Source organism: Mesorhizobium sp. PL10 (genome assembly GCF_053714315.1).
In genome coordinates, this window is the sequence record NZ_JBSKBR010000071.1 from 1 (window position 1) to 7496 (window position 7496).

A 7496-nucleotide genomic window follows, 5' to 3' on the forward strand; every position below is an offset into this window, starting at 1 on the left:
CTGCCTTGGGTCTACATCCGGGCTCCCGAGCTTAAGGCCGTGGCCTGAGAACAGCGCTTACGTAAAGGGCGCAGGCACCTGATGCTTATTTCCGTGGGCCACGTTGTTTCGCAATTGAGCATAGCTGCGACTGAGCAAACCATCCCAGGAGTTTACGGCCTCATCGTCGCTATCCCAACCAAGTTGACCGTTGTGTTTTATCACGAGGCACTGCGGTGTGGTCTCAATGAAAATCTTGAACCCCGAACTGATGAAGTCGAAGGACGCAAAAGGAGCCGCCGCTTCCACAGCTTGAGCTACCCTTGTCCAATTGACACCGGTGACGATGGTTCGGCCCTTGGTCGAGACCGTATGGATGAACGAGCGACTTCGATTTATGAGAAAGAATTCAAACTTCGATGCTTGCAACATAAAGATAGCAATATCAGTCTCGTCCATGATGTGCCTCTAAGGTCAATCTCCTCCTCCCCGCAGACTGCTGCACACGTAGCTGACCAGAGAGCAATGCCAAGATAACGCACATCTTTGAAGTCGGCTGGAAGGCTAAGCCTTTTTGTTTCTCGCTTTTTCCTGTTCGGTCTTTTTTCGTAACGTCTCGTTCACCGGAGCTTCAGGTTGTTCGGGAGGAATTATCGGTGGGTCATCAAGATCAAGAACCACGGCATCAGGGTCACTCGGCCCGATCTGCCAAGCTTCTTTTATCTCAAGGTCATATTTTCCAATCCCCAGCTCCAGCATGGGCTTGGGTTCGGCATCCAGTGAGGGCAAGTGAGCGGGTGCCAGGAGATAGCGCCCATCGCGCTCAAATTGCTGGATAAAGCTCCTGAGATGGATGTCGCTCTTTGGCTGCATGATATTTATGCGAGACACTAAACCCACAAGCTTGTCGCTCTCTGGGAGATTCTTTTCGACATTAGGCCCAACAACGACGGCATAAGCGAACGGGTTCTTAGAGGACACGCCGCGTACGATGGCGATGCGCAGGTCATTGCCGGGATCGTGGTCGCCAAAGCGCTCCCGAAAGCCATCGAATATCGCTTTCCCGGCCTCCGCGTTCTCAAATGCGATACCGAGTACCGGAGGCGGCGCATCCTCGTCCGGCGAATACATGAATAGCGTTGCACGCCAACGGGCATCATTCCATTTCGACACAACGATCGGTGAAACGATCTTCATGTCCGTGTGCTTCATGCGCCTGGTATCGAATGGAAAGCCGTCCATCGGCTCGTCCGAAACAAAGACACCGGATTCCGGATCGGCAATCTCCGACGGCGTCCAAGGTTCCGTGCGGATCGCATCATATGCACGGTCAGTCGGCGCTATCCAGCGCTCCAGCGACAAATGCTCTATGTCGCCGAAGAAACTGCTTGTGATCAAAGGGATATTTGAGAACGTAAGCGCCCGGTCGAGCGCATTTTCTTCGGCGAATACCTGCTTGCTCCATCCCTCTACGTCGTCGGGAATCGCCATTAGAAGGATGACCTCAACCGCAGCCGTTTTGAGCCAATCGACAAACGCGACAACATCCGCCTTTGTGGCCAGCTCGAAGTGCGCCGGGTGTTGGATGATTCCAACCGGAACCCCCATGCGGTCTTCGAATGTCAGGGTTGGAGCATTGCCGCTTGTCGAGACGGGATCAACGCGGAACCGGATTTTTTCCAGATGAGGCAGAAACCTGTGCTCTAGGCTCGTGGCGAGCAGCGCTTCAATTCCACCGAGAAACGCCTCAGATACCGCCAGCGACATAAGGTTGTTTGCGGCCTCAATGGTTATCTGGCATCCGACTACGGCACTGGTCAGCTCTACCGTCTCGCCTGAATAGAACGAGATATCCCTGACGAAAAAATCGTTACCGAAATAGGCGTTCCAGCGATTGAAATAGTCCTCGATGTCGGCCGCGCTTTCTGTATCGGGCCACCAGCCTTCCTCCCGCGCGACCTGGTCTTGGCCTAGCCGGAAAAGAGCAGCCAGCCGTGCTTCCGGCATGCCCAAGCGTTCAAGGGCATCAGGCAAGGAGCGGATCTCTGGGAGATCTGAGTTGGCCAATTTGAGTAGTAGTCCGCCAAACAGCCGGGTGTCGAATAGACGCGCCTCTTCATTATGTTGGCGCGAATTCTCGTCGTAAGCCTGTGCTCCTCGTACAAGCATAGCGAGTTCGTGAGACTGAATGGCGTACAATCCTCGCCCCAGTCTGCACTCCATGTGAAACAACCGCTTTAAATGCGTCGGATTGACACCAGAGATATTGCCGGTGCGTGTAAACTCCGCGAGATCTTGAGACACGGCGGCTAACGCGTAATTACGGGCGGCCCAGTAAAGACCGGCCTGTTCGAAAGCGAGGCTTGAACCGAAAAGCACTTCAGAAAGTTCGTCGCGATATTCTTCCTTAACAAGCAACCCTACCGCACGGCCGAACCACCGAATGGCATCAAAGTGCAAGCCTTTTTCCAGCTTCTGGAAGGCCCGTTGACTGTTCTTCTTGCCGGCCTCGCCCTCGCTTCGGCGACTGGCAAGCAAATCCGTAACTTGCTCGTAAAGCTCATCGAATTCCGGGCTTTCGGGTATGTGCTTGCCGAGTTCGGTCAGCCCATCGGCAATGCTCTCGAAGGGGAAGACGCCCAGGCCGTCGGCGTCCTTCATCACGACCTTGAATCGCTTCCAGATGTCGATCAGAGCAGATGGCCCAATCTTGCCGGCCTCGACAATCTCGAGCATGAGGGCCAGAGACCGGGCGTGCAGTGCGTTGTTCGGCCGGGCTTCCAAGTTAATCACGCGTATCAGCGCTTCTCGCGCACGGGCCAGACGTTGATCGAGCTGACCGGTATCGGGTGTCAGCAGCTGCTGACTGAGGGAGAAATGGAGCAGCGGTAGAATATTGGTCAGACGCTCCAGGTCATCGGAGTCATCCGAGGACAGGGCCAGAGCCTCCACCTCACCGTAGAGTTCTGACGTCTTTGCCGGATCATCGAACCAGAAGAAGGCAGTCCAGGCCCAATTGTAGACTGCAGCCAATTGCTGCTTCTTATTGCCGTGTTGGCGGGCCAAGCGAAGCGCCCGGTCTAGTTTTCCCTCGACCTCATATCGGGGACGCTCCAGCCCACGCGAGAGGATCGCTGCACGAATAGAATCATCGACAAGGTTATGGGGACTCCTGTCATACCTTGACCCATCACCCATCCGGGCTTCAAGTTCTTCCAACTCAGCAATTCGTTCAGAATCGCGCGGGCCGACGCGTTTAGCCTCTTCGGTTTTTTCGCGCCCGACGCCTAACGTTTCAACGACGAGATCAAGGCTGTGCCCCTCGAAGACCTTGTTGAGAATCCATGTCCTGTCGAGAATCGTCACCGGAATTCCGTATTTCTCCTCCAACCCGTCTTGCATGGATGCGCTGTCCTTGGACGGCACAAATTGATTGGTGACGAAGTAGATGCGCGGATAGCCGCGCCCGGTCTCTGCGATGCTCTTCACGTCCTTGCGGATTTTCTTCTTCCAATCCGCCGCTGCACTGAATGCGAATGCCCAGCGCTGATCCGCGCCAGCGCGGTCAGGGACGAACCATCGCTCGGAGATTGCGTTAGAGACGGGATATGTTTCCGCATCCGTCTTACCGTCGCCGCCGCCGACAGGCCCGGTCTGGGGGCGCAAGTTAGGCGAGATGAACTTCTCGCAAAGCCTGCGAGCGAATTCCTCGAACGTGGCCTCGTCTTTTTGATTGGTCAGCGTTTCGAGATGATATGACAGCACATCTCTTGGCACGCTTTGAATCTTCGAAACGGTCGTGTCCGAAAACAGGTGTGGATGCCGTGCCCGCATGTAATTTGAGGGCACAACTTCAGCAGGCGGAGGAGTTGTTGCTTCGGCCGAATCTGAATTCATCCGCCGAGTTTATCCGAGTCGGGTGGTCGAATTGAAGATGATTAGATAATCCTGCACGGTTGCCAGTTTTGAATGCAGATCGCATCTGCCGAAGCCGATGTCACCGAGATGATCGGTGCGACTCAATCGCAAATAGGCCCGCTGTCGGAGGGCGAACAGCGGGCATGTAAGACCCGGTGTCCAGACACTTCGAGGTCGGCGGGAATTGCTTCTAGTGAAATTGAATGGTTCATCCATTTCCCTGGTTCAGTACCCGTCGCAGGTTTTCATAGGCAAGCTTGTGCCTCGCTTCTGGCATGCGTTCCAGATTTTGGAGCTTCCAGCGGACGGCGGGAAGCTTGTCGGCCTCTTCAATGCCGAGAAGATCCCATTGCGGGCGACGCGCCTTGAATGAGAGAAGAAATTTTCGCTGATCGTCGGTCAATGCTTGATTGAGGCCTGTGATCAGCCGCTCGCGAACGTCGAGCAATTCATCGAGGCTCACCTCGATCTGCGACATGCGCAAAAACTCACCTTCGTAGATGCCGGCAATTTCCTTGCGGGTCGGTTGTAGGAGTTCGGCCATCGTCCGGTTGTGGCTGATGAGATAGACTAGAAAGGTCTTCACCAAATCCTCGGTCAGCCCTTCATTCTCCAGCAGCAGTTTGACATCGAAGAGGTCGCGCGGGTGCTGCCGGTCGAGGGCCGCGCAGATTTTTCCGGCATAGAGATCGGGGATCGAAAGAAGCTGCATCTCGACGAAGCCGAATTGCTCCTCGACGGCCGGCGACACTTCTCTTCGTTCCGCCGGAAATACCGAGCCGCGCAACACGGGGGAGAGTTCGATCTTGATACGATCGGCGCCTTGCGTCACGAAAAGACGCAATGCGTCGCGCTGATCTTCATACGATCGGACGATCTCAGTATCGGGCATCGCCTGTGAAATCGCATCGGCAATACGTGAGAGCGCTTCGGCAATTTTCTTGAGCGCCTCGTCACGCTCGTCCATGGGCAGATAGACGAGATCGATGTCGACAGAGAGCCGCGGCAGATCGCGGATAAAGAGATTGATGGCGGTGCCGCCCTTGAGGGCGAAGCACGTTTCGGCTGCAACGAGCGGCAAGACCCGCGTCAGGAGTCGGACTTGTCCATAGTAAGGGCTGGTTGTGTCCACATCTCCTCCGGGACCGTTATGCGGTATTTTGGATCGAGTCTGCCGCCCCTGGCCAGCACTCTGTTGCCGCTGCCAATGCCAAGTTCATCAAGCGCTTCTGGTTTGGGGAGCTTGTTCAGCCAGGCGTAGGAATGTCGCTCGGCCATCCAATAGAAGAGCCGGCGCACCTTGACGCTGGTGCATTTGCGCAAGAGCTGCTCCATGCGCCTTGGTGAGAGGGTCGTCATGCCTTGCAGCAACTGATTGGCATGCTCGAAAGAGATAGTACCGGGCACGTCGTTGAGAACTTCGAGATACGCGCGCTCGGGCGACGACAGGGTGAACGGCCACGCGCTTGCCCGCTGACCAGGTATTCCACCGGTCATGAAAGTTCGCTCATTGGTGTCATATTCCCAAGTGACGAGACCGGTGCCACCCATCGAGGACCGGCTGTGGCGAACGAACTGAACTGAAGGCAACGCAGTGTGTAGCCAAGCGGGCAGCGCGTCTTTGCCGAAAAGATGTACTGCACGTAGCCGCGACAGTGGCAGGTAGTGCGCAAATCCGTGCAATTCGAGTGCGCTCAAGCCGCCCACGCTGAGGTCAGTGCGAAAGATCGTCTGCAGTGCCGCGACGACGCCTTCCCAGGTAAGGTTTGCACCGGGACGTACATAAACACCGGATGCGAGCGGTGTGAGTTGCCTGCTCTTGACGAGATTGTCGAGCGCGTGACGATCGAAGTCCGGAGCTTGCTTCGACAACCATTGCTTCGTCACTGGTAGGCCGTCAGGCACCAGGTTTTGCAGCAATTGTCTTCGCTCAGTGTTCGTTGGCATGAGTTTATAGAATCAACCTCATGCGGCGATGATCGCCGCATTCCCATAGTTTCTATAAACTAACACGTTTAACGTGAATTTACAATCTTTCACTTTTGCGGCGACCATCGCCGCATATATGCAAAAAAATAAATTAATCTCTTCCTCTCTTTGGCGTGATCAGGCCATGGGCAATAGTCGGATGAGCGCCAGGTAGCAGCGATCGTTGTAATATGACGTTGCGTGACTATTGCACCAAGGGATATCGTTGCCGCAGGTGATTCCTCCCCGACCTGTCGCTGGGTCAAAGTGGATTTTGGCAGGCTAGTACCGTGATCCGATCCCTTCGGGTCATCTCGTAATCGGCGACAGATGACCTCAGCGAAAGGATGGGTACATGACCTGCATGTTGGTCACCTCCGACAACATCGATTTTGCAAAAGCTCAATTGCGGACTTTTCTCCCTCAGGTGAGATCATCACACCTCACAGAAGCACTCGCATCCGGATTGGGTTACTGCACGAACGCCGCTCTACTCGCTTCCGTCAAAAGCAATTTACCTGCGTGGCCTATACTTTCGCACTTCGATTTTGGTCGAATATCAAACAGGTTGGCAGCATTTGGCCATGGCGATCTTGACCTCTCTTCCGTCAGTACGGTTGCGAGATCGCCAATGCTGCCAGATCGTATCTGGATCGAATTCACCAGCGGCGATGTCGCTGCCAATGATCGCTGGTTTCGAGAATGCAACAAGCGAGGCATCCCAAATTTGTGGATCGCGAAACGCCGCAAATACGTAGAGTTCCGCTGGGATTGCATCTCTATCGATCCTCAAGATGAAGGACATGTGCAAGGCGATCGCGCGGCGGCATTGGTCAAAGAGATGTTCAAGACGTATCAGACCATCGCTCGGCGCATTCCGGGAAAATCACTGTTCTCAGGCTCCAGTTTTGTTGGCTCAGTTGACCATCTTCTGCCTGAGTTAGCGGTAGAAATCGCCGATACGTTCTTCTCGATGCTCTATGAGCCTATGCGGCGGCAAACTCTCGCAGCTTAAGATACGGGCCTTCGTTCGACACTGGTGCGAACGAAGGCATCTTCCGTAGAATCTGGTCGCTATCCGAGGTGAACCCGAAACCCTGGGTAGACCTCGCGAAAGGCTGAGAGCGCCTCGGATCGGATCCTGTCCAACTCGACCCCGGCAGCGGGATCGACAAAAAATATCGTACAGGTGTCGCTTCCACACGCACATGGCCTGATGCGCTTGTCTCGCAGGCCGGACACAAAGGTTCGCCTCAGTTGATCGATCAACTGAGCAGAGCGCGAAACATTCGCTTTTATGCGCTGGTCGCGCAGGTGATGCAGCGAAGGTATCCGACGTATCTCATCGCCTTCGCGCGTTCGCCAAATGCCGGTATTGAGTGCGGCGATGGTATCTTCGATAGCTTGCTGAAACGCCACGAGAGAGCACTCTGCATGAAACGGCGTTCGCAATGCCGGGCGATCAAGGACTGCGGCCATCTGAGCTAGGGCATCGCCATCTGTGAGGCCGGCAAAGTCGTCGGCAAAACGACGCAATTCGTCGGCCTTATCTGGAAAAACCTCTCCTGCATGCGGCGCGACAATGAAGGTGCGAGCGTTGCGTCAATCAAGATGAGAATGCTGGCGGGTTG

6 protein-coding genes are annotated in these 7496 nt (G+C 55.1%); 2 read left to right on the forward strand and 4 right to left on the reverse strand.

Going from position 1 to position 7496, the window contains the following annotated elements; genetic code table 11:
* Window positions 1-57: 57 nt before the first annotated feature.
* The 4 genes from ACWGTO_RS32330 to ACWGTO_RS32345 all read right to left on the reverse strand — a co-directional run bounded on the left by ACWGTO_RS32330 (window position 58) and on the right by ACWGTO_RS32345 (window position 5817).
* Window positions 58-438 (reverse strand): hypothetical protein, encoded by a 381-nt coding sequence (locus ACWGTO_RS32330; RefSeq protein WP_454578786.1) that lies wholly within the window; start codon window positions 436-438, stop codon window positions 58-60.
* Window positions 439-543: 105 nt separating this feature from the next.
* Window positions 544-3876 carry a hypothetical protein gene (locus ACWGTO_RS32335; RefSeq protein ID WP_454578787.1) on the reverse strand — a complete coding sequence of 1111 codons (3333 nt, stop codon included), beginning with the start codon at window positions 3874-3876 and terminating at the stop codon, window positions 544-546.
* Window positions 3877-4105: 229 nt separating this feature from the next.
* Complete coding sequence (locus tag ACWGTO_RS32340; RefSeq protein WP_454578788.1) at window positions 4106-4978, reverse strand: nucleotidyl transferase AbiEii/AbiGii toxin family protein; 873 nt, start codon at window positions 4976-4978, stop codon at window positions 4106-4108.
* 8 nt (window positions 4979-4986) lie between these two features.
* Window positions 4987-5817, reverse strand: coding sequence for a type IV toxin-antitoxin system AbiEi family antitoxin domain-containing protein (locus ACWGTO_RS32345; RefSeq protein WP_454578789.1), 831 nt, complete (start codon window positions 5815-5817; stop codon window positions 4987-4989).
* 403 nt (window positions 5818-6220) lie between these two features.
* On the opposite strand from ACWGTO_RS32345, the gene ACWGTO_RS32350 reads away from it, so the two are divergent.
* The gene (locus ACWGTO_RS32350) at window positions 6221-6880 is read left to right on the forward strand and encodes a hypothetical protein (protein ID WP_454578790.1); all 660 of its coding nucleotides are present in this window, start codon (window positions 6221-6223) and stop codon (window positions 6878-6880) included.
* A 242-nt stretch (window positions 6881-7122) separates the two neighbouring features.
* A complete protein-coding gene (locus ACWGTO_RS32355; protein WP_454578791.1) occupies window positions 7123-7353 on the forward strand; it encodes a hypothetical protein in 231 nt (76 codons plus the stop codon).
* Window positions 7354-7496: the final 143 nt, after the last annotated feature.

Bases quoted from the DNA above. Each gene is read 5' to 3' on its own strand.
- ACWGTO_RS32330 (WP_454578786.1), bottom strand. From the start codon at position 438: ATGGACGAGACTGATATTGCTATCTTTATGTTGCAAGCATCGAAGTTT.
- ACWGTO_RS32335 (WP_454578787.1), bottom strand. From the start codon at position 3,876: ATGAATTCAGATTCGGCCGAAGCAACAACTCCTCCGCCTGCTGAAGTT.
- ACWGTO_RS32350 (WP_454578790.1), top strand. From the start codon at position 6,221: ATGACCTGCATGTTGGTCACCTCCGACAACATCGATTTTGCAAAAGCT.